The organism is Mycobacterium sp. NPDC006124, from assembly GCF_040614235.1.
Classification (GTDB): domain Bacteria; phylum Actinomycetota; class Actinomycetes; order Mycobacteriales; family Mycobacteriaceae; genus Mycobacterium.
In genome coordinates, this window is sequence record NZ_JBEXUA010000003.1 from 143,914 (window position 1) to 162,864 (window position 18,951).

21 protein-coding genes are annotated in these 18,951 nt (G+C 69.6%); 14 read left to right on the forward strand and 7 right to left on the reverse strand.

Going from position 1 to position 18,951, the window contains the following annotated elements:
- Positions 1 to 60 precede the first annotated feature (60 nt).
- The 8 genes from infA (at position 61) to truA (ending at position 4,812) form a co-directional block, all read left to right on the forward strand.
- Positions 61 to 282, forward strand: coding sequence for a translation initiation factor IF-1 (gene infA / locus ABZ195_RS07630; RefSeq protein ID WP_005140011.1), 222 nt, complete (start codon positions 61 to 63; stop codon positions 280 to 282).
- A gap of 58 nt (positions 283 to 340) precedes the next feature.
- Positions 341 to 454, forward strand: a complete 114-nt coding sequence (rpmJ, locus tag ABZ195_RS07635) for a 50S ribosomal protein L36 (RefSeq protein WP_079925868.1) — start codon at positions 341 to 343, stop codon at positions 452 to 454.
- Between the two features lie 174 nt (positions 455 to 628).
- Positions 629 to 1,009 carry a 30S ribosomal protein S13 gene (gene rpsM, locus ABZ195_RS07640; RefSeq protein WP_056557107.1) on the forward strand — a complete coding sequence of 127 codons (381 nt, stop codon included), beginning with the start codon at positions 629 to 631 and terminating at the stop codon, positions 1,007 to 1,009.
- A 4-nt stretch (positions 1,010 to 1,013) separates the two neighbouring features.
- Positions 1,014 to 1,433: a 30S ribosomal protein S11 gene (gene rpsK, locus ABZ195_RS07645; protein WP_355216367.1), complete on the forward strand. Its 420-nt coding sequence runs from the start codon at positions 1,014 to 1,016 to the stop codon at positions 1,431 to 1,433.
- A gap of 14 nt (positions 1,434 to 1,447) precedes the next feature.
- Complete coding sequence (rpsD, locus tag ABZ195_RS07650) at positions 1,448 to 2,053, forward strand: 30S ribosomal protein S4 (protein ID WP_163733821.1); 606 nt, start codon at positions 1,448 to 1,450, stop codon at positions 2,051 to 2,053.
- An 83-nt stretch (positions 2,054 to 2,136) separates the two neighbouring features.
- Positions 2,137 to 3,189 (forward strand): DNA-directed RNA polymerase subunit alpha, encoded by a 1,053-nt coding sequence (locus ABZ195_RS07655; protein WP_263996420.1) that lies wholly within the window; start codon positions 2,137 to 2,139, stop codon positions 3,187 to 3,189.
- A gap of 62 nt (positions 3,190 to 3,251) precedes the next feature.
- Positions 3,252 to 3,830 carry a 50S ribosomal protein L17 gene (gene rplQ, locus ABZ195_RS07660; RefSeq protein ID WP_355216370.1) on the forward strand — a complete coding sequence of 193 codons (579 nt, stop codon included), beginning with the start codon at positions 3,252 to 3,254 and terminating at the stop codon, positions 3,828 to 3,830.
- 139 nt (positions 3,831 to 3,969) lie between these two features.
- Positions 3,970 to 4,812: a tRNA pseudouridine(38-40) synthase TruA gene (truA, locus tag ABZ195_RS07665; RefSeq protein WP_355217014.1), complete on the forward strand. Its 843-nt coding sequence runs from the start codon at positions 3,970 to 3,972 to the stop codon at positions 4,810 to 4,812.
- Here truA and ABZ195_RS07670 read toward each other — a convergent pair.
- From ABZ195_RS07670 to ABZ195_RS07690, 5 genes are all read right to left on the reverse strand, one after another.
- A complete protein-coding gene (locus ABZ195_RS07670; protein WP_355217016.1) occupies positions 4,809 to 5,420 on the reverse strand; it encodes a cutinase family protein in 612 nt (203 codons plus the stop codon). The genes truA and ABZ195_RS07670 overlap by 4 nt on opposite strands.
- Positions 5,421 to 5,559: 139 nt before the next feature.
- Entirely contained in the window at positions 5,560 to 6,090 is a 531-nt protein-coding gene (locus tag ABZ195_RS07675; protein WP_355216372.1) for a cutinase family protein, read from the reverse strand.
- 143 nt (positions 6,091 to 6,233) lie between these two features.
- Entirely contained in the window at positions 6,234 to 6,896 is a 663-nt protein-coding gene (locus ABZ195_RS07680; protein WP_355216374.1) for a cutinase family protein, read from the reverse strand.
- A 24-nt stretch (positions 6,897 to 6,920) separates the two neighbouring features.
- Positions 6,921 to 7,565 (reverse strand): cutinase family protein, encoded by a 645-nt coding sequence (locus ABZ195_RS07685; protein ID WP_355217018.1) that lies wholly within the window; start codon positions 7,563 to 7,565, stop codon positions 6,921 to 6,923.
- A gap of 25 nt (positions 7,566 to 7,590) precedes the next feature.
- Positions 7,591 to 8,562, reverse strand: coding sequence for an EamA family transporter (locus tag ABZ195_RS07690; RefSeq protein WP_355216376.1), 972 nt, complete (start codon positions 8,560 to 8,562; stop codon positions 7,591 to 7,593).
- A gap of 75 nt (positions 8,563 to 8,637) precedes the next feature.
- Between ABZ195_RS07690 and ABZ195_RS07695 the strand changes: the two genes are divergently transcribed.
- Positions 8,638 to 9,198 carry a CGNR zinc finger domain-containing protein gene (locus ABZ195_RS07695; protein ID WP_355217020.1) on the forward strand — a complete coding sequence of 187 codons (561 nt, stop codon included), beginning with the start codon at positions 8,638 to 8,640 and terminating at the stop codon, positions 9,196 to 9,198.
- Positions 9,199 to 9,258: 60 nt separating this feature from the next.
- On the forward strand, positions 9,259 to 10,671 hold the full coding sequence (gene eccB / locus ABZ195_RS07700; RefSeq protein WP_355216378.1) for a type VII secretion protein EccB: 1,413 nt from the start codon (positions 9,259 to 9,261) through the stop codon (positions 10,669 to 10,671).
- On the opposite strand, the gene mycP is transcribed toward eccB, so the two are convergent.
- Both mycP and eccD read right to left on the reverse strand, forming a co-directional pair.
- Positions 10,636 to 11,991, reverse strand: coding sequence for a type VII secretion-associated serine protease mycosin (gene mycP, locus ABZ195_RS07705; protein ID WP_355216380.1), 1,356 nt, complete (start codon positions 11,989 to 11,991; stop codon positions 10,636 to 10,638). The genes eccB and mycP overlap by 36 nt on opposite strands.
- The gene (eccD, locus tag ABZ195_RS07710) at positions 11,988 to 13,247 is read right to left on the reverse strand and encodes a type VII secretion integral membrane protein EccD (protein WP_355216382.1); all 1,260 of its coding nucleotides are present in this window, start codon (positions 13,245 to 13,247) and stop codon (positions 11,988 to 11,990) included. The genes mycP and eccD overlap by 4 nt, the downstream gene beginning before the upstream one ends.
- 97 nt (positions 13,248 to 13,344) lie before the next feature.
- Here eccD and eccCa point away from each other — a divergent pair, with 97 nt between their 5' ends.
- The 4 genes from eccCa (at position 13,345) to ABZ195_RS07730 (ending at position 18,780) form a co-directional block, all read left to right on the forward strand.
- Positions 13,345 to 16,935, forward strand: coding sequence for a type VII secretion protein EccCa (eccCa, locus tag ABZ195_RS07715; protein WP_355216384.1), 3,591 nt, complete (start codon positions 13,345 to 13,347; stop codon positions 16,933 to 16,935).
- Positions 16,932 to 18,065 carry a type VII secretion-associated protein gene (locus ABZ195_RS07720; RefSeq protein WP_355216386.1) on the forward strand — a complete coding sequence of 378 codons (1,134 nt, stop codon included), beginning with the start codon at positions 16,932 to 16,934 and terminating at the stop codon, positions 18,063 to 18,065. The genes eccCa and ABZ195_RS07720 overlap by 4 nt, the downstream gene beginning before the upstream one ends.
- A gap of 74 nt (positions 18,066 to 18,139) precedes the next feature.
- On the forward strand, positions 18,140 to 18,451 hold the full coding sequence (locus ABZ195_RS07725; protein WP_355216388.1) for a WXG100 family type VII secretion target: 312 nt from the start codon (positions 18,140 to 18,142) through the stop codon (positions 18,449 to 18,451).
- A gap of 32 nt (positions 18,452 to 18,483) precedes the next feature.
- On the forward strand, positions 18,484 to 18,780 hold the full coding sequence (locus tag ABZ195_RS07730) for a WXG100 family type VII secretion target (RefSeq protein WP_355216390.1): 297 nt from the start codon (positions 18,484 to 18,486) through the stop codon (positions 18,778 to 18,780).
- The last annotated feature ends 171 nt before the right edge of the window (positions 18,781 to 18,951 follow it).

Genomic DNA, 18,951 nt, shown 5'->3' on the forward strand with positions numbered 1-18,951 from the left:
GGCCCACGTTTTGAAGTCGGAGGCGGTGCTTGCCGCGCCAGACAGGGAATTACGGAGGACATGGCTAAAAAAGACGGTGCCATCGAAGTCGAGGGCCGCGTGGTCGAGCCCCTGCCCAATGCGATGTTCCGCATTGAGCTGGAGAACGGTCACAAGGTGCTCGCGCACATCAGCGGCAAGATGCGGCAGCACTACATCCGCATTCTGCCCGAGGACCGCGTCGTGGTGGAGTTGTCGCCCTACGACCTGACCCGGGGCCGCATCGTTTACCGCTACAAGTAACTAGACCGCGACCAGGGCCCGCCCTGACCGCCGAACAACCAAGACAGGATCGACCGCCGTGAAGGTGAACCCGAGCGTCAAGCCCATCTGCGACAAGTGCAGGGTGATCCGTCGCCACCGGCGGGTCATGGTGATTTGCTCTGACCCACGCCACAAGCAGCGTCAGGGCTAGTCCGAGCTGCTCCAGCAGTTCGCGACGACACAACTGAATGATGAAATCCCAGCACCACTGAGCGGATTGGCCGCTCATCGCGTCCGGCACGGAGGCCGGACCCCGCTCAAGGCCCTCGGGCAAGCGGGAACGGACTGGGACTAGACCTCCGCAACGAAAAGGAATCACTGCCTGATGGCACGTCTACTGGGCGTCGATCTCCCGCGCGACAAGCGCATGGAGATCGCGCTGACCTACATCTACGGTATCGGCCGTACCCGCTCGCAGGAGATCTTGTCGGCCACCGGCATCGACTTCAACCTGCGTACCAAGGACCTGACCGACGATCAGGTGTCGCAGTTGCGCGACTACATCGAGAGCAACTCCGAGATCAAGGTCGAAGGCGACCTGCGCCGCGAGGTGCAGGCCGACATCCGACGCAAGATCGAGATCGGCTGCTACCAGGGTCTGCGGCACCGCCGCGGGCTGCCGGTGCGCGGCCAGCGAACCAAGACCAACGCGCGCACCCGCAAGGGCCCGAAGCGCACCATCGCCGGCAAGAAGAAGGCCAGGTAAGCACATGGCACAGGCCAAGAAGAGTGGAGCGGCTGGCCGCAAGAAGGGTCAGAAGACGCGCCGCAAGGAAAAGAAGAACGTCCCGCACGGCGCCGCTCACATCAAGAGCACGTTCAACAACACGATCGTGTCGATCACCGACCAGCAGGGCAACGTCATCGCGTGGGCCTCGTCGGGTCACGTGGGCTTCAAGGGCTCGCGCAAGTCGACGCCGTTCGCCGCGCAGCTCGCTGCCGAGAACGCCGCTCGCAAGGCTCAGGAGCACGGTGTCAAGAAGGTCGACGTCTTCGTGAAGGGCCCGGGTTCGGGCCGCGAGACCGCGATCCGTTCGCTGCAGGCAGCCGGCCTCGAAGTTGGCGCCATTTCCGACGTCACGCCGCAGCCGCACAACGGCTGCCGTCCGCCCAAGCGGCGCCGGGTCTAGAGGAGATTTAGAAGATGGCTCGTTATACCGGACCCGTCACCCGCAAGTCGCGTCGTCTCGGCGTCGACCTCGTCGGTGGGGATCAGTCCTTCGAGAAGCGCCCCTACCCGCCCGGCCAGCATGGTCGCGCGCGGATCAAGGAGAGCGAATACCGCACGCAGCTGCAGGAGAAGCAGAAGGCTCGCTTCACCTACGGCGTCATGGAGAAGCAGTTCCGCCGGTACTACGAGGAGGCCAACCGCCACTCGGGCAAGACCGGTGAGAACCTGCTGCAGATCCTGGAGAGCCGCCTGGACAACGTCATCTACCGCGCCGGGCTCGCCCGCACGCGCCGGATGGCCCGTCAGCTGGTCAGCCACGGTCACTTCACCGTCAACGGCCAGAAGGTCGACATCCCCAGCTACCGCGTCTCGCAGTACGACATCATCGACATTCGCGAGAAGTCGTTGAACACGCTGCCCTTCGAGCTGTCCCGTCAGACTGCCGGGGAGCGCCCCATCCCGGGGTGGCTGCAGGTCGTCGGCGAACGCCAGCGCATCCTCGTCCACCAGCTGCCCGAGCGCGCCCAGATCCAGGTGCCGCTGACCGAGCAGCTGATCGTCGAGTTCTACTCGAAGTAACGACCGACACCGGGCCCCCACGATCGGGGGCCCGGGTCACCCAAGACGGCATCAAATAGCGGATGTCGAGAAGGAGATAGAAGATGCTGATCTCTCAGCGCCCCACCCTGTCCGAAGAGAGCCTCGCCGAGAACCGGTCCAAGTTCGTCATCGAGCCCTTGGAGCCCGGATTCGGCTACACCCTTGGCAACTCGCTTCGGCGCACGCTGCTGTCGTCCATCCCGGGCGCGGCGGTCACCAGCATCCGCATCGACGGCGTGCTGCACGAGTTCACCACCGTTCCCGGGGTGAAGGAAGACGTCACCGACATCATCCTGAACCTCAAGAGCCTGGTCGTGTCCTCGGAGGAGGACGAGCCGGTCACCATGTACCTGCGCAAGCAGGGCCCGGGTGCCGTCACCGCCGGTGACATCGTGCCGCCTGCGGGTGTGTCGGTGCAGAACCCGGACATGCACATCGCGACCCTGAACGACAAGGGCAAGCTCGAGGTCGAACTGGTCGTCGAGCGTGGCCGCGGCTACGTGCCGGCCGTGATGAACAAGGCCTCGGGCGCCGAGATCGGCCGCATCCCGGTCGACTCGATCTACAGCCCCGTGCTGAAGGTGACCTACAAGGTCGAGGCCACCCGCGTCGAGCAGCGCACCGACTTCGACAAGCTGATCCTCGACGTCGAGACCAAGAATTCGATCACCCCGCGTGACGCGCTGGCCTCGGCCGGCAAGACGCTGGTCGAATTGTTCGGTCTGGCACGGGAACTCAACGTCGAGGCCGAGGGCATCGAGATCGGCCCGTCGCCTGCCGAGGCAGATCACATCGCCAGCTTCGCGCTGCCGATCGACGATCTGGAACTCACCGTCCGGTCGTACAACTGCCTCAAGCGCGAGGGTGTGCACACCGTCGGCGAGCTCGTCTCGCGGACGGAGTCCGATCTGCTGGACATCCGCAACTTCGGCCAGAAGTCCATCGACGAGGTGAAGATCAAGCTGCACCAGCTGGGTCTCTCGCTCAAGGACAGCCCCGCCACGTTCGACCCGTCCGAGGTGGCCGGTTACGACGTTGCGACCGGAACCTGGAACAGCGATGCCAGCTACGACCTGGACGACACCCAGGACTACGCCGAAACCGAACAGCTCTAACAAGTTCAAACCGTCCCGGCCCTACCTGATACGGGGGCCGGCCACACAAGGAGATAGTCGCAATGCCCAAGCCCACCAAGGGTGCTCGCCTCGGCGGGTCGTCCTCGCACCAGAAGGCGCTCCTGGCCAACCTGGCCACGTCGTTGTTCGAGCACGGTCGCATCAAGACGACCGAACCCAAGGCGCGGGCGCTGCGGCCCTACGCGGAGAAGCTCATCACCCACGCCAAGAAGGGCACGCTGCACAACCGGCGTGAGGTGATGAAGAAGATTCGCGACAAGGACGTCGTGCACACGCTGTTCGCCGAGATCGGCCCGCACTTCGCCGAGCGCGAGGGCGGCTACACCCGCATCATCAAGGTGGAGGCACGCAAGGGCGACAACGCCCCGATGGCCGTCATCGAGCTGGTGCAGGAGAAGACGGTCACCTCGGAGGCCAACCGGGCCCGCCGGAGCAAGGCCGCTGCGCCGGTCGCGGCTGCCGCTGCACCGCAGGCCGCGGTCGAGCCTGAGACCGCCGTCGGTCCCGACACCGACGAGGTCGTCGAGACCGCCGACGCCCCCGAGGCCACGGACACGGTCGACGAGACCGACGCCCCGGCCGAGGCCGCCGAGGACGAGAAGGCCGACGACGCCAAGTAGTCGACCAGTGAACGAGCCCGCCATCGATTCCGGTGGCGGGCTCGTTCGCTCTCCTGTCGCTTCGCTCGCCCAGGATCCATTTCCCGTCGCTTCGCTCGCCCAGGATCCATTTCCCGTCGCTTCGCTCGCCCAGGTCCGCCTGCGCCTCGACATCGCCTACGACGGAACCGACTTCGCCGGCTGGGCGACGCAGACCGACCAGCGCACCGTGGCCGGCGCGATCGACGAGGCGCTGTCGACGGTGTTCCGCACGCCGGTGCTCACCCGGGCGGCGGGCCGCACCGACACCGGCGTGCACGCCACCGGTCAGGTCGCCCACGTCGACGTGCCCGCCGAGGCGATCCCCTTGGCGTATCCGCGTACGCCCCGCGACGAACCGGAATTCCAGCCGCTGGTCCGACGGCTGTCGCGCTTGCTCCCCGAGGACGTCCGGGTGCTCGACGTGGTCAGAGCGCCAACGGGTTTCGACGCCAGATTCTCCGCGCTACGACGCCACTACGAGTACCGGTTGTCGACGGCTCCCTTCGGCGTGCAGCCGTTCCAGGCGAGGTTCGTCACCCCCTGGCCCCGCCCGCTGGACGTCGACGCGATGCGCGCGGCGTCGCGAGAGCTCGAGGGGCTCAACGACTTTGCGGCGTTTTGTCGTCACCGGGAAGGGGCGACGACGATCCGTCACCTTCAGCGGCTGGACTGGACGTGCGACGGAGACACCCTCACCGGCCACGTCACCGCCGACGCGTTCTGCTGGTCGATGGTGCGCTCACTGGTCGGTGCGTTGCTGGCCGTGGGGGAGGGCCGGCGCGAACCACGTTGGTGCGCCGAGCTGTTGACGTCGACGAAGCGGTCGAGCGACTTCGCCACCGCCCCGGCCCGCGGCCTGACGCTGGTCGGGGTGGACTATCCGGTCGACGCGGAACTCGAAGCCAGGATCGCCGTCACCCGTGACCGTCGAACGGCCGACGAGGTCGGCGGCGGTGGTTAGACCCGCGCCGCGGCGAAGTCGGCGGCCTCGTTGACCATGCCGGCGTCGATGTAGGCCTGCGCCGCGTGGTCGGTCCAGTTCTTCTCCCACGTGTTCGGGTCGGCCGGATTGCAGATCGGGTCGGCTCCGTGGCACATCTCGATGGTCCGCTCCCGGTACACCGGGCTGAACGCCCCGATCGGTCCCGCCCAGGCGCTGCCGTTGCCGAACACGGCGACGGCGGCGATGTGTCGTTCGGCATCCGGGGGCAGCGGATTGTCGAAGCCGAAGAAGGCGAAGGGCACCGCGAGCGTGACGTCGGTGACGGCGGCGCCGAGGGAGTACCCGCCGAGCACGATCCGGGTGTCCGGGCAACTCGCCATGGTCGATTGAACGCGGGCGCTCATGTCGTTGGCGCCGACGTCGATCTGATTGTCGGCGGGGTAGCGCACGGCGTACAGGTTGACGTTCTTGCCGCTCTTCCTTCGCAGCGCGCTGACGAAGGTGTTGCCGATCTGTCCAGGGCCGGCGGGCTCCAGCCGGCCCCGCGCGAAGATCACCTCGACCGCGGGACACGCTGCCGAGGCGGTCGGGATGCCGGTCGCGGTCACGGTGGGGACGGCCGTGATGGCGGCCGCGGCGGCGACGGTCGACAGCGCGAGGGCGGCGAACCTGCGAAGCAGCTGAGAGGTCACGTGCGCGATGCTAGCCGACATCGGTGATGCGGCGACGGGTCTCGCCCGGCGGTCGGCACACGTCCGGGTCGGCTTAGATCCTCCCCATCGCGAACTCGACCGCGGAGTTGACGCCGCCACCCGCGACGTAGGCGATCTGCAGATGGGACAGAACCAGCGGGCCGCCGGAGCAGATCGGGTCACCCGGGTTGCACACGTCGATCGACTTGCCGGCGAATTCGGGGCCGGGCGCGACGGGAACGTCGAGGAGTCGACTCGCGTTGCCGAACAACACGACTGCCGCGATGTGATCGCTCACGGCCTGTGGCAACGGGTCGTTCAGCACGCGGTTCGTGACGCCCGCGCCGAGAGAGTAGCCACCGACGATGATCCGAGTGTTCGGGCATTGCTTCACGATGGAGTCGAGTTGACCCGACAAGTCGGCGACGCCGGGACCGATGTCCTGGTGGGCGGGATAGTTGACTGCGGCTGCCGCGATGTCGCGACCCGTGCGGTCACGCAGCCCCGACACGAACGCGTCTCCGACCTGGCCGAGGCCCGGCGGCTCGTCGGTACCGCGGGCGAACAGGACCTGAACGTCCGGGCACTTGTGCGGCGGAGGCAACGCCAATCTGGGTCAGGCCGGACACCATTGCGCACGCGGCGACGACGACCAAGCATGCCGAAGCCAGAGTGCGCCTGAGGTGGCGGGGACGATGAACCCGGGAGGTTGTCACGTTCGTGATATCCGAGGGTTAGGACGGATCGTTACACCAACCCGGCGACGAAGTTGGCGGCGGCGTTTGCCGGACCGCCGGCGTAGGCGCGGTGGGCGGCGACGTCGTCACCGCTGGTGCACACGGGGTCACCGGCGTTGCAGAGATCGATGGACCGGCCACCCCAGATGGGGCTCGAGGTCAGCGGCAACCCCACCTTCGCCGACGGGTTGCCGAACGCGACGAGCGCCGCCACGAAGTCGGGAGTGTTGGGCGGCAGCGGATTGTTGAATCCGATGGCCGGGAACGGCACCGCGGCGATGACGTCGACCACCGCCGCGCCCTGGGAGTAGCCGCCGACGACCAGTTTGGTGTTGGGGCAGGCGCCCATCATGTACTGGATGTGCGCGCTGGCGTCGTTCGCGCCGGCCGCTGCGGCGAGGAAGTCGTAGTCGGCGGGATAGACGACGGCGTAGCTGCCGACCGACCGGCCACCCACCTTGGATCGCAGCGCCTCGACGAAGGACCCGCCGGGCAGTCCAAGGCCTGGCGCCTCACTGGTGCCGCGGGCGAAGACCACCTCGATGTCGGGGCAGTCGTCGGCGGATGCGAGGCCGAGGCCCGACGTGGGAACGGTCGACAGGACGGGGGCGACGACGGCGAGGCACGCCACAGCAACGGCGAGAGTCGTTCGCTTAACGAGATCGAAGGCCACGCCGAATGGTAACGCCTAGATCGGCTAAACAAGTCCTGCGACGAAACTCGCGGCCTGCGGGATGAACTCCGACGACTCGTAGTGCGTGTGCGCGAACGGGTTGCGGCCGTCCGAACAGATGGGGTCGCCGTCGGCGCACAGGTCGATGGCGCGCCCGCTGAAGGTGGAGTTGGTGATCGGAATCGAGAACTTGGCCGACGGGTTTCCGAACACGGCGACCGCGGCGATGCTGGGGTCGAGGGCGGCCGGCAACGGTGGGGCCGATCCCACCTCACCGATCTTGTTGCCCAGCGGCGGGATGCCCGCGAGCATGTCCATCACGGCCGCACCCTGGGAGTATCCGCCCAGGACGATACGCGTACTCGGACACTGCGCGACCAGGGTGGTGATGAAGTTGGTGGCGTCGGTGGCGCCGTTGGCCGCTGCGAGGAAGTCGTAGGTGGCGGGGTAGTTCACACCGTAGGCCGCGATCGAGCGTCCACCGAGTTGAGGGGTGAGGGCGTCAAGCAACGCCTGGCCGACGCGGCCGATTCCCGGAGGCTCGCTGGTGCCGCGGGCGAACACCATCTGGACGTCGGGGCAGGGCTCCGCGGACGCCGTCGGGGCGGCCACCACCGTCGCCACGGTGCAGGCGACGGCCGATGCGATCGCGGCCGCACGGGCCGACATCCTGAGCAAGGTCACTAGCTCATCTTCACATAGGTGGCTCAGGCAGGGCCAACCGTTCGCCGCGGTCGCCCAGGCGGGCCAGCACGAGGCCGGCCAGAACGACTGCGCCGCCGATGACTTGAATGACCGCGAGGGATTCACCGAGCAGTACCCAGGCCGTGAGGACGGCGAAGAGGACCTCGGACAGCCCGACCAGCGAGGCAAACCTCGGGCGCAGGCGGGTGACGCCCATGATGCCGAGCGTGTAGGCGATCGCGGTGGGAATCAGCGCCATCGCGATCACCGGCACGAACCACGGCGTCGTCACGCCGGCGATCGTGGTGTCGTCCGCGGTGAAGGTCATCGGCATCACGCGGGTCGCGCCGAGCAGTACGACCGCGACGGCGCCGACGATGAGGCCCCCGGCGGCCAGGGTGATGGGATTGAGCCCACCCTCCTCGGTGCTCACCTCGTCGGACATCACGAAGTAACACGCCGCGCAGACCGCGGCTACCGACGCCCAGCCGACGCCGAAGAGGTTGATGTGGGCCTCGGAGAACACGTTGAGCACCAACGTGATTCCGGCGACGGCGAGTGCGACGCCAGCCAGGGTGAGGTTGCCCGGCCGGCGGCGGGTGGTGGCCCACAGCCAGCCCACGACGAGGATCGGCGCGGTGTACTCGATGAGGAGTGCCACCCCGACCGACAGGTGTGAGACGGCGTTGTAGTAGCAGAATTGGGCGCCGGCGATGGGGACGGCACCGTAGGCGAGCACCGTCCGCCAATGCGCGAGGGCCTCGCGCACCCAGGCCGGGTTCATCGCGGTGGCGAACACCGCCATCGCGACGGCGCCGCCGGCCAGACGTGCGGTGACAGCGGCGGTCGGGCTCCAGCCGGCTTCCATGAGAGCCTTGCCGAGCGGGCCCGACATGCCGAAGGCGAAGGCCGAGCCGAGGGCCAGCAGGAGACCCGATCGGAACTGCTCGGCGGCGGGTCGTACGTCCGTCGTGGCGGTCATGCGGCACCTCCCGGCATGTAATGAGTAAAATGATTGTTGGTCGTGACGCTACCGCCGACAGGAGTCATGAGTCAATTGAATTTCAGTCATGACACGGAGCTGACCCTCCGTGCCGCGTGCGTCCTCGTCAACACCGATCGGGTGGACGGCGAGCGGCTCGACGGCATGTCTGCGCTCGACGACTATCTCGACGGTTTCGGCTGGACGGGGCGCCGGGATCGCGACGACGCCGAACTGGACTCCGTCCGGAAGCTGCGCGCCCGGGTCGGCAAGATCTGGGCCGACGCCGGCGACGAGGAGCGCGTCGTCGGGCAGGTCAACGCCCTGCTGAGCGACACCAGGGCCGCGCCCTGGCTGACCCGGCACGCCGAGATGCCGGAGTGGCATCTGCACCTTGCCTCCATTCACGATCCGCTGTGGCAGCGCATGGGCGCCGAAATGGCCATGTCGCTGGCCGACCTCATTCGCGCCGGGGAACTGCGCAGGCTCAAGATCTGTGCGGCACCAGACTGCGAAGCGGTCCTGGTCGACCTCTCGCGCAACCGGTCGCGGATGTTCTGCGACACCGGCAACTGCGGCAACCGTCAACACGTCGCGGCCTACCGCGAGCGCCGCGCCCACGAGGATCACGACTGACCCGAAATCGGTGATCCGGCAGCCGTCGCCACCCCGTTACCCTCGAAGGCGGGGGGGCACATGGTTTCTCGACCGACCACACGATTGGAACTCAGCGGACGGCGCTTTCTGGCCCGCCGCATGATGCACGCGCTGGTACGCAGAGACGTCGCGATGTTCGACGATCCACTACGCGCGCAGTCGATCTCGCTCGCATCGGGCGCGGTCGTCTCGAGCCTCGTCGTCGGGGTGGGAGTCGTGCTCGGCCTGGTCGGGATCGGGGGTGTGCCCGACTCTGCGCCAATCGTGATGGGGCGCAACAGCGGTGCGCTCTACGTCCGCGTGGACGGCATCCTGCATCCCGTGCTCAACCTGGCCTCGGCGCGGCTCGTCGCGCGATCGGCCGCCACGCCAGTCGCGGTGGCCGACGGATCGATCTCGGCACTCCGGCGCGGACCGCTGATGGGCATTCCCGGTGCCCCGGCGTCCATCGGTGAACCGCTGCGCGAATCCACGTGGACGGTGTGCGACGACGACGATCGCACGGTCGTCGCCGTCGGCCGCTCGGACGACGACCGTCCAGACGACCGGTCCGACGCGACCCGTGCCGTCCTGGTGGCCCCGCGCGGCGAGGGTGCGGCCGCCACCTTCCTGATGTACGACGGTCAGCGCGCGGAGGTCGACCTGCGAAACCTCGCCGTGGTGCGGGCGCTGCGCCTCGACGGCGTCGCGCCCGTCCCGGTCTCGCGCACCCTCCTCGACGTGGTGCCCGAGGTGCCGCGAATTGCCCCGCCACTCATCGCCGACCACGGCTCACCGGGACCCGTCTCGCTCTCGGGTGCGACCATCGGTTCGGTCGTGACCGTCCGCCGCGCCGACGCCGTCGAGCGGTACGTCGTGCTGCGCGACGGCCTCCAGCGGGTGGGCGAGGTCGCCGCCGACCTCATCGGATACGCCTACGACACCGCCGGTCGCCCGACGGTGAGCGTCGCCGCGGCCGCGGTCGCGGCGCTCCCCGTCGTGGACCGGTTGCCCACGAATTCCTTTCCACGGCAGGCACGCACGCCGGTTGGCGCCGCCGACGGATATGCGGTCTGCGCCCGATGGCACCAGGGTGGCACGGGTCGCATCGCATCGAATATCGCTGTCCTCGTCGGTGATTCGCCATACCGGAACTCCGTACGGGTGACCGCACTCGCGCAGGCCGACGGGCCGGGCCCCGGCGTCGACGCCGTCGCGATCCCCGCAGGCACCGTGGCCTACGTCAGATCGGCCCGCATCGTCGGCGACGACGGCGCGAGCGGCACCCGGTTCCTGGTCACCGATGCCGGTGTGGTGTTCGGCGTGCGCGACGACGACGCCGCGAGGTTCCTCGGTCTGGGTGGGCCGCCCGAAGCGGCGCCATGGCCCCTGCTGGCACACCTGCCGCGGGGACCCGAGCTCAGCGTCGACGCCGCCTCAGTCGTTCGCGACGGACTCCCCGCGGCGTCGTAACCGGCCCGCCGACGCGGCCGCCGCGGCGGCCGCCCCGGCGACGCAGGCCGCCGCGCCCATCAGCGACACGCGTCGCGCCGACGTGTCGGCTGGCGGGGTGAGAGTGGTTGGCTCCGAGACGGATCGAATCATCGGCGTGGGTGATTCGGTACCGCCCGCGGTGACGGCAGCCAGCGCGTCGACGACGCCGTGACCCACCCAGGAATCCCATCCGGCGGCCGGATGGTGCGCGGTCTCGGTGATCCTACGCATCACCTGCCGCGCGGTCAGCTGGGGTGCCGCCGACCGTACCAGGGCGACGACGCCCGCGACCACCGGAGCCGAGTAGCTCGTCCCCGAAATCCGTTCCGGTCCGGTCGACCCCATGACGGAGTCGACGACGCCGTCACCGTCCGGGCTCAGGGACACCACGCCTTCACCGGCTGCGGCGAGGTCCACCCAGGGACCCGCCAGGGTGAACCTCGACGGCCGACCCGTGGCGTCGACCGAACCGACGGTCAGCACGTAGTCGTCGTACCAGGCAGGGGTCACCACGACGTCGACGGCATCCCAGTCCGGTCGGCCGGGACGGGCGGGGTCGGCTGCCGGATTCTGCCGCGGACACTGACCCGACCCGCCGACGTTGCCCGCCGCCGCCACGACGACGACGTTCTTGACGTCGACGGCGTAGGCGAGTGCCGCACCGAGGGCTCGGTCGTCGAGTTCCTGGTCGGCCGTTGCGCATGCGACCGACGAGATGTTGATCACCGTCGCACCGGCGTCCGCAGCGGTGCGGACCGCTGCGGCGAGGGTCTCCACGTCACCGACCCCCGGTCCGTCGGCGGCCTCACTCGGTGTGAAGACGTTGCTGGACTGTCGGATCGAGAGAATCGACGCCTCGGGTGCGACACCGCTGAAGGCTGCGTCGGACGGATCGGTCGGTGCGGCCCCGATGATGCCGGCGACGATCGTGCCGTGCCCGTCGCAGTCCTGGGTGCCGTCACCGGTCGACACGTAGTCGCCGCCGGGAAGCAGGCGGGGTAGCAGTCGGTGCCTGGCGACGCCGGTGTCGATCACCGCGACGGTCTGCCCTGCACCCTTGGTCAGGCGCCACACCGTTTGCAGCTCAGCGAGATTCGAGTTCGACCGTGCCTCGCGGGCGACCGTCGGAGCGACCCGGCACGCGTCGGTCTGCTCGGTCGGGGTGCGCGGCGCGGGTGGTCGCGCGGGGGGAAGGTTTGCGTCGTCGACCGTCGGAGGCGGTACGGCGGCGGCGGTCGGAGCCGCCCAGACGGCTCCCGCGATCCCCACGACCGCCGCGGCTCGGACCGCGCCCGTCACGGCACGAGCCCTTCGAGCGCGACGAACGCGCCGCCGACCCAGCACGCGGCGGGTATGACGGCGACCAACGCGCAGTATTCGACACGGTCCAGCGCCCGCGCCACCATGGGCCCGACGCGGGGGCGGTGAGCGGTCACCAGGCCGGCGACGACCAAGACACCCGCGACGGGGCCGACGGTCTCGGGCCGCGTGTCGACCAGTGTCCACAGCCCGGCGCAGACGGCGATGAATCCGCCTGCCGCCAAACAGGTCCGACGGTCGGCGTCGGCATGGGTTCGGATCCGCAGCAACAGCGCAGCGCCCACCAATCCTGCGAACGGCGCAGCGCCCGAGTGGCCGGACACGGCTACGACCACCGCACCCGCCGCCGCCGTCCCCGACGAGCCCGCCACCAGCCCGCTCAACGTGACGTGTCCGGCGGCGACCCGGGTCGTCAGATCACCTTGCGACTGCCCGGGCCCGAGACCGGCGGTCAGCATCGACAGTCGGGGAGCCAGTGCCAGCAGCACGATCGCCGACGTGGCCAGTGCGGCGCCCAGCACGTGCGTCGGCAGGGCGACGACGGTGGCCGCGGCCACCAACCCCGACACCGACGCGGCCGCGATCACGGGCGCCGACGGCCGTCCGGACAGGCGCAGCAGCATCAACGAGGCCGACGCCGCGGCCGCTGCGGCCAGGAAGACGTTGGGCGCGGCGGGGCCGGACGGTACGACGACGAAGCCGGTGGCTCCGACCAGTGCGATCACCCCCACACTCGACGTCGTCGAGTACCCGGTGACGAAGGCCGCCACGGCGGCGGCCGCTGCCGACGCCGCGGCCACCATCGCTGCGACGACGGCGTCGTCGGAGCCCGCGGTGCTGGCGAGCACGACGGCGGCCAGGACCGTCGCCAGCACCGCCGCCACGTTGGACAGCCGAACGCCGAGGAGCCCGCCCGCCGGCGGCGACGCCACCACCTGCCACGGGGCTGCGTGCCGGATGGGTCCGAGTGCCGGCGTGGTGCCCGCGTCCAGGATGAGCAGTTCGCCGTCGCAAACGTCGTTGTCCTCCAACGACGTCGACTCGTCAAGCTGCTCACCGGTGACGCGCTGCAACCGCCAGTCCCGGGCCGCGCCGTCGGCCGTCGCACCGACACCGACCAGGTCGACGATCGTGGGGAGCAACTCGGCCACCGTCGTCCTGGACGGGAGCACGAGGTCGACCGCCAATGGATCGCCGTCGCGGTCGGTCTGAACGCAGACCTTCGACACCGACATCCCACCGACGCTAATGGCCCCGGAGGGGCAGCCGCAGCGGCAATTTCGTCACCATCCGAAGGGAACCAAACCGTCGTCGAGAGCGTCCATTCAGACGATGGGAGCCACGAGTCAGCGCCGCCTGCGTCCGCCGCCGTTCGACGACGGCGAACTCGTGGTGCAGGCGCCACCTGCGGTGCCCAAGGATCCTCCGACGAACCTCGTCGCCAAGGTGCTCCCGATCGTGATGCTGATCGCGATGGGCGGGATGACGGTGCTGTACTTCAGCTCGGGTGCCGCGTCGTCGCGCAGTCCGATGTTCCTGTTCCTTCCGGTGATGATGCTGGTGTCGGTGCTCGGCTCGGTCGCCTATCAGTCGCGAGGGGCACGGCGGGGGGCCGAGCTCGACGATGACCGCCGCGCGTATCTGCGCTACCTCGACGAGCTCGACCAGACGCTCGCGAGAACCGCCGAGGCGCAACATGAGTCACTGCACTGGAGTCACCCCGACCCTGCGGCGCTGTGGACGTTGATTGGCGGTGTGCGCATGTGGGAGCGCCGCCCCGGTGACGAGGACTTCTGCCACGTGCGGGTTGGCACCGGCCGCCGCCCACTGTCGACCCGGGTGGTGGTGCCCGACGCGTCCGGGTCCTGCGCGCGGGGGGCGGACGCGCGCGACCCCGTGGTCGAAGACGCCGTCGACCGCTTGCTGGCCGACCGGTCGACGGTGCCCGGTGTGCCCGTCACCCTGGACCTGTCGATGCGCGAGCGCATTGCCGTCCCGGGGTCGGCAGAGGCCGCCCGAGGTGTCGTCCGGGCGATGATTTGCCAGCTGAGCGTCCTGCACGGTCCGGACGTCGTACGGGTCACCGCGATCGGTCACCACGCCGACGCCCACTGGGACTGGCTGAAATGGCTTCCACATCATGGTCGTTCGGAGCAGACGTGGCCTCGGGCGCGGCACGTCGTGATCATCGACGGACGGGTCGACGGTGCTCCCGCCGCCGACACGACGATCGCGGTGGGTGCGGTGGCCGGTGAGGGTCCGACCGTGGCGCTCGACGGCACCGCAGGGGTGCAGTCTCCCGACTCGTCGTCCGCCGCGCAGGCGCTCGCCTGCGCGAGGATGCTCGCCCCGTTCCGAGCGGAGACCACCGCCGCGGCCGCCGGGGCGGACTGGGCCGAACTGGTCGGCGTCGGCGCCGTCACCCGTCTGGACGTCGACCGGACGTGGCGGCCACGGACCCCGGCCGACCATCTCCGAGTCGCGATCGGCCTGACCGACGACGGCCGGCCGGTGCAGGTGGACCTCAAGGAGGCTGCCCGTGGGGGCATGGGCCCGCACGGCTTGTGCGTGGGTGCCACGGGTTCGGGTAAGTCGGAGTTCTTGCGGACGCTGGTCCTCGGGTTGGTGGCGACGCACGCCCCCGACGCCCTGAACGTCGTACTGGTCGACTTCAAGGGAGGGGCCACGTTCCTCGGCATGGAACGCCTGCGGCACGTCGCGGCCGTCGTGACCAATCTGGCCGAGGAGGCTCACCTGGTGGCGCGGATGAGGGACGCGCTCGCCGGGGAGATGACGCGGCGTCAACGGGTGCTGCGGGCCGCGGGGGGCTTCCCCGGCATCGGCGACTACGACGCCGCGCGCGCCCGCGGCGCGGTGCTGGCGCCGTTGCCGGCGCTGTTCATCGTCGTCGACGAGTTCTCCGAATTGCTCAGCCAACACCCCGACTTCGCCGAACTCTTCGTTGCGATCGGTCGTCTCGGCCGGTCCCTCGGGATGCATCTCTTGCTGGCCAGCCAGCGGCTCGACGAAGGCCGGCTGCGCGGCCTCGAGACGCACCTGTCGTACCGCATTTGCCTGAAGACGTTCTCCGCCAGCGAGTCCCGCGCCGTACTGGGCACGGCCGAGGCCTATGAGCTTCCCGGCACCCCGGGTGCGGCGATCCTGAAGACGGCCGCAGGCGACCTCGTCCGGTTCCGCAGCGCCTTCGTCTCCGGCCCGGTCGACACCCCGGCCGGAGATCACCGGCAGGTGGCCCGCCGCTTCACCGCCGCCGACGCCGTCGATTTGCCACCGCGGTCGACTGCCCGCACGTCGCGCGCGCTGCTCGACGTCGTCGTCGACCGTCTCGCCGATCGTGGTCAGCCGGCCCACCAGGTGTGGCTCCCGCCGCTCACCGCCTCGCCAGGGTTGGGGGCGCTCGTTGCCATGACGAGTGAGCAGGAGCCGCTGGTGTTGCCGATTGGTCTGGTGGACAACCCCTTCGAGCAGCGACGCGACGCGCTCCTGGTCGACTTGCGAACCGCGGGCGGGAACGTCGCGATCGTCGGCGGCCCTCGGTCGGGCAAGACGACCGCGCTGCGCACCGTCATCGTCGGCCTGGCGGTGACCCACCCGCCCGAGGCCGTTCACGTCTACGGTCTGGACTTCGGTGGCGGATCGTCCGCCTCGCTGCGGTCACTGCCTCACGTCGGCGCCGTCGCCGGCAGGCTGGAGCGTGATCTCGCCCGGCGAATCGTGGCGCACGTGCAGGGCCTGGTGCGGGAGCGGGAGACCCTTCGCCGCGAGTGCCGGAGTGAATCGTCGGATCTCGCGGAGGTGTTCCTGGTAGTCGACGGCTGGGCGGTCGCACGCCAGGAATTCGACGGAATGGAGGAGGCCGTCACCGCCATTGCGACGCAGGGGCTCTCACTCGGGGTGCACGTCGTGATCACCGCGTCGCGTTGGGCCGAACTACGTCCAGCGCTCAAGGATCAGCTCGGCACCCGGGTCGAGCTCTGTCTCGGCGACCCGGCCGACTCGGAGATGGACCGCAAACGGGCCCGCCTCCTGGGTTCCCGCCCGCCGGGACACGGAATCACCCGCGACGGTTTGGAATTCGTGATCGGCCTGCCATGCGCCGACGGCACCGACGTGGCCGAGGTGGCCGCCCGGTTCGCCGGCCGAGGCGCCCCGGCCGTGCGTCTGTTGCCGGCGCTGGTGCCCCACGCCGAGGTCGTCGAGCGGGCCGGCGGCCGCGTCGCGCTCGGGCTCGGGGAGGACGACATGACGCCGACGGTCCTGGACTTCACGGCCCACCCGCACCTGATGATCCTCGGCGACACCGAGTGCGGAAAGACCGCCACGCTGCGCACCCTGTGCGGGGAGATCGTGCGCACCGGTGCACCCGGCGGTGTCCGCGTGCTCGTCGTCGACTTCCGTCGCACCCTGCTCGGCGTCGTCGACGACGATCATCTGCTCGGGTACGCGATGTCCGCGGCTGCGGCCGTCGCCCACGTGGCCACGGCCACCGCCCTGCTGACCGACCGGCTGCCCGACGAATGCGTCACCCAGCGGCAACTCCGGGAACGGTCGTGGTGGTCGGGCCCCGAGGTGTTCGTGGTCGTCGACGACTACGACCTGGTGGCCGGTACGTCCGGCAATCCGCTGTTATCGCTGCTGGACCTGCTGCCACACGCCAGGGACCTCGGCCTGCATCTGGTGCTGGCCCGCCGGTCCGGCGGTGCGGCACGGGCGATGTTCGACCCGATCCTGGCGCGTACCAAGGATCTTGGCTGCATGGGATTGATGATGAGCGCAAGTCCGGACGAGGGTGTGTTGCTCGGGTCCGTGCGCCCGGTCCCGCTGCCGCCGGGGCGAGGCACGCTGATCCGGCGCGGGCACGCCGACGAGCTCGTCCAGGTGTCCTGGACCGATCCGCCGTGAGCGCGGTGGTCGTGGTGGTGGGGCCGAAGGAGGTCCTCGGTCCGGGTGTCGTGGAACCCGAGCTGGCGTCGACCGCGCTGGCGAGCATCGACGACGACCATGCCCTCGTCGAGGACCGCGTCGTCTCGGTCGACGAGCTGTGGCGAGAGGCGGTCGGGTCGGCGATCGGCAGTCGGTGCGCCCGGCTGACGTTGATCTGTCCGTCGTGGTGGAGCGCCCGGCGGCTGGCCCGCGTGGCGACCGCCGGACGGCACTGGTGCGGCGCCGTCACGGTGCTGCCGCGCGCCGAGGCGTGGTCCGCTGAGACCATCGTGGAACTCGGACCCGACCTGGTCGTCGTGCACGCCGGCGGCCGATCGCACGCCATCGCGAGGGCCCACCACGGTGAGGCGATCGTCGACGCCGTCGTCGACCGCCTCGACGGGCGGTCCGCGGTGACCGTCGACGCGCCCTCGGGCCTCGAGCTGCTGGGCGCCAATCTCGTTCGTGTGCTTCGTCTGCGCGGCGGCGAGGTGACGCTCGTCGACGATCGCACCCTCGCGGCCGCCGTCGGCTCCACCGGTGGCCGCGCACTCAGGTGGCCCGTGTCGGCACGCACCACCGGACTGGCCGCGGCGATACTCGTGGCCACCGGACTGGTGGTCGCCGCGGTGACCGTCGGCGGGCAGTCTGCCGAAGCGCCGGCGGCCGCCGCCGCAGTCGACGTCTCGTGGTTGGTGGAGGGCCGCGTCGCCGTCGAGGTCCCCAGCGGGTGGAGCGTCGAAAGGATCACCGCTGGTCCGGGTTCGGCTCGCGTGCAGGTGATCTCACCGGACGACGGCTCCGCGGTGATCCACCTGACGCAATCCCGGGTGCCGGACGCCGAGACGCTGGACTCGACGGCCACTGCGCTGGCGTCGGCCCTCGCGGCGCAACCCGACGGGACCTTCGTCGACTTCTCCGCCGCCGATGAACGCGCGAATCGCAGCGCCGTGACCTACCGAGAGGTGCGCGCCGACCGACGGGTCGACTGGACGGTGCTGCTCGACGGGGGCGTGCGGATCGCGATCGGTTGTCAGGGCGCCGGGCCGGTTCCGCGCGCCGCGTGCGACCGCGCCATTCGGTCAGCACACGCGATTCAACGAAAGTGATTCATGCACAACGGAACCGAAGCGCGGTGTGGTGCGTCGAATCAATCAAGGGATCACACGTGGAAGGGATTGCGATGACCAGTGGAGCATTGAACACCGACTTCGGGCTGATGTCGACCGTCGCCGGAAAGATCGACACCTGCAACGAGGAGACCGGGGCCATGCTGAGGACGTTCATCGGGCAGATGAGCACGGTCCCGCCGTCGGTGTGGGGTGGCGCCGCCGCCGCGCGCTTCCGCGACGTCGTCGACCGCTGGAACACCGAATCCCTCGCGTTGCACCAGTCGCTGCAACGGATCTCGGAGACCATCCGGTTCAACGAGCGCACCCTGCGCGAGGCCGCCGACCAGCACTCGCACCGCATCGCCTCGGTCGACGTCCGCTGACCACCCCGTCCACCCACCCGAATGGAGCATTCATGGAACCGGTTCTGTCCTACGACTTCGCCGAGATCGAGTACACGGTCCGTCAGGAGATTCACCACACCTCCGCGCGTTTCAACGCGGCGCTGGACGATCTGCGTGCCCAGATAGCGCCTCTGCAGGCGGTGTGGACACGTGAGGCCGCCGAGGCCTACCGCGTCGAGCAGGCGAGGTGGGACCAGTCGGCGGCCGCGCTGAACGACATGCTCGTCGCCCTCGGCAACGCGGTCCGCGAGGGATCCGACGACGTCGCCGACACCGACCGCCGCGCCGCGGGAGCCTGGGGCTTCTAGGCGTTCGGCACACCAGACCCTGTGCGGTCCCGAACGGGTGGAGAGGCTCGGGAGGGACCGCACAGTCATGTCCGGGCCCCGGCGGCGCGCCACCCGTCGTCGAGTGTGCTGTGGGATCGCTCCACGCGACGAATTCGCGATCTGCCAGCACACTCGACGACGGGGGGTGGC

Coding starts and splice junctions, on each gene's coding strand:
- ABZ195_RS07725 (WP_355216388.1), top strand. CDS start 18,140: ATGACCAGTGGAGCATTGAACACCGACTTCGGGCTGATGTCGACCGTC.
- infA (WP_005140011.1), top strand. CDS start 61: ATGGCTAAAAAAGACGGTGCCATCGAAGTCGAGGGCCGCGTGGTCGAG.
- eccCa (WP_355216384.1), top strand. CDS start 13,345: ATGGGAGCCACGAGTCAGCGCCGCCTGCGTCCGCCGCCGTTCGACGAC.
- ABZ195_RS07655 (WP_263996420.1), top strand. CDS start 2,137: ATGCTGATCTCTCAGCGCCCCACCCTGTCCGAAGAGAGCCTCGCCGAG.
- rpsD (WP_163733821.1), top strand. CDS start 1,448: ATGGCTCGTTATACCGGACCCGTCACCCGCAAGTCGCGTCGTCTCGGC.
- rplQ (WP_355216370.1), top strand. CDS start 3,252: ATGCCCAAGCCCACCAAGGGTGCTCGCCTCGGCGGGTCGTCCTCGCAC.
- rpsM (WP_056557107.1), top strand. CDS start 629: ATGGCACGTCTACTGGGCGTCGATCTCCCGCGCGACAAGCGCATGGAG.
- ABZ195_RS07690 (WP_355216376.1), bottom strand. CDS start 8,562: ATGACCGCCACGACGGACGTACGACCCGCCGCCGAGCAGTTCCGATCG.
- eccD (WP_355216382.1), bottom strand. CDS start 13,247: ATGTCGGTGTCGAAGGTCTGCGTTCAGACCGACCGCGACGGCGATCCA.
- ABZ195_RS07730 (WP_355216390.1), top strand. CDS start 18,484: ATGGAACCGGTTCTGTCCTACGACTTCGCCGAGATCGAGTACACGGTC.
- eccB (WP_355216378.1), top strand. CDS start 9,259: ATGGTTTCTCGACCGACCACACGATTGGAACTCAGCGGACGGCGCTTT.
- rpsK (WP_355216367.1), top strand. CDS start 1,014: ATGGCACAGGCCAAGAAGAGTGGAGCGGCTGGCCGCAAGAAGGGTCAG.
- ABZ195_RS07685 (WP_355217018.1), bottom strand. CDS start 7,565: ATGTCGGCCCGTGCGGCCGCGATCGCATCGGCCGTCGCCTGCACCGTG.